The sequence below is a fragment of the Paraflavisolibacter caeni genome, assembly GCF_025628885.1.
Taxonomy (GTDB): domain Bacteria; phylum Bacteroidota; class Bacteroidia; order Chitinophagales; family Chitinophagaceae; genus Flavisolibacter; species Flavisolibacter caeni.
The window spans coordinates 1-2,076 of record NZ_JAOTIF010000069.1 but is presented as its reverse complement, the minus strand read 5'-3'; the positions used below and the strand labels follow the sequence as shown (position 1 = coordinate 2,076).

Genomic DNA, 2,076 nt, shown 5'->3' with positions numbered 1-2,076 from the left:
CTTCCAGCCATCAGCTGCTTGTATGTATTGATAGCTCTGGCCTTCTTCTTCAAGGAATATGGTCCTTAACACCTCATGACGCTCGATCACGCCCCGGAAGGCAGCTTCCAGTGCTTCTTTATTTAAGGTTCCTTTTAATCTAAGCACCGCTGGTACATGGTATTGCACACTGCCCTCCAACTGGTCAATGAACCACAAACGCTCCTGGGCAAAGGATAAAGGCAGCCGCTCTGGTCTTTGCACTACAGCTTCAATAGAGGGTAGCAACACCTCCCTGTTCTCTACCTGCAGGTGCTCCGCCAGCTGGGCTACGGTGGGATAGTCAAACACATCACCTATACTTACTTCCACCTCTAGCTCCTTGCGTACCGCAGCAATCACCCGAATGGCCAACAGGGAATGGCCCCCCAACTCAAAGAAGTCCTCATGCACTCCCACCCGCTCCACCTCCAAGAGCTCCTGCCACAGCGCACACAGCCGGGCCTCCACTTCATTTCTGGGCCCCTCCTGTTTATTCCCCACCCCCTCTGTGCTGTTGGGATCCGGTAAAGCTTTCCTGTCCACCTTGCCATTAGCGGTCAAAGGAATGCTTTGCAGCTCCACCCACTGAGCAGGCACCATGTACTCCGGCAGCCTGCTTTTTAAATAATCAATTAATGGTTCTTTATTAAAGGCTTTCTCTTGTGCAGAAACGATATAACCCACCAATCTTTTTCCTCCATTAGTATCCTCTTTGGCTACTACTACACACTGGCTTACCCACCCACTCTGCTGCACCACGGCTTCAATCTCGCCCAACTCTATGCGATAGCCCCTAATCTTGACCTGCTCATCCACCCTGCCCACAAACTCAATAGCCCCATCCTCAACATACCGCACCACATCCCCGGTGGCATACAACCTTCCTCCAGGAGTAAAGGGATTGTCGATAAACTTCTCTTTGGTTAAAGCCTCATTGTTCCAGTACCCCCTGGCCAGCCCCTCTCCACTGATATAGAGCTGCCCACTCACTCCTACAGCACACAGACAGAGCTGCCCATCCAGCACATATACCCTGGTATTGCTAAAGGGTTTTCCTATAGGTATGAGGCTATGGTACGCTCTATCCCTGCTCACCACATGCAGCAGCTTGCCAATAGTGGTCTCTGTAGGTCCATAGTGATTGACTACAATGCACAGGGGGGCTGCCTGCCGGATTTGTTCCACCACTTCCCGCTTGAGGGCTTCACCTCCAAAGACCAGCAGGCGAGCAGGCAACAGCAGCTCGCTCCCGCTGCTCAGGGCCTGCCAGTGGGAAGGCACCAGCTTGACACAGTCAATTGTATGTTGAATAAAATACTGTTGCAATCTATGACCGTCATTGACCAGCTCTTTGGAGCAGAGGTGCAGGGCTGCCCCACTCAACAGGGCCCCATACAGCACCGTGTTGCCCAGATCGGCAGACAGGGTGGAGACCAAAGCAAAGCTGCGGCACTGCCCGATAGGCAGGTGTTGTGAAAGGCCATAGTAGTAATCCACCAAACTGTGGTGTTCCACCATCACCCCCTTGGGCGTACCCGTGGAACCCGAGGTATAGATCACATAAGCCAGGTGGGAGGGCTGCAGATTTGTTTGAGGGTTGTGCATCGGCTGCAGGCCCACCACCAAATCTTCCACTTCAAGGAGTTCAAGTGGGGTAGTCTCCAGCTTTTCCCTACTGCTCTCACTGCATACTACTAAAGGAGCCGCCGTGTCCTGAAGCAGGTAGTGGATCCTGTCTACAGGGTAGTCCGGATCTATGGGCACGTAAGCTGCTCCTGCTTTTAAGATCCCCCAAATGGCAATGAGCACTTCCACACTCCTTTCCATGCACAGAGGCACTAAAGAGTCCTGTCTAACGCCTTTGCTCCTAAGCAAGTGGGCCAGCTGGTTACTCCTTTCATTGAGCTCCTGATAGGTGAGTTGCCGCTCTTCAAAGACCAGGGCCATGCTGTGGGGTGTCTTTTCCACCTGCTGTTCAAACAAAGAGACAAGGGTGTGGTGTTTAGGATAAGCCACTTCACAGCTGTTAAAGCCATGGAGCAACTGCTGCTGCTC

The 2,076-nt window shown here is 52.6% G+C and carries 1 protein-coding gene; it reads right to left on the bottom strand.

Going from position 1 to position 2,076, the window contains the following annotated elements; all coding sequences use genetic code 11:
• The coding region (locus OCK74_RS27785; RefSeq protein WP_279300383.1) for a non-ribosomal peptide synthetase at positions 1 to 2,076 on the bottom strand (2,076 nt) is incomplete at both ends.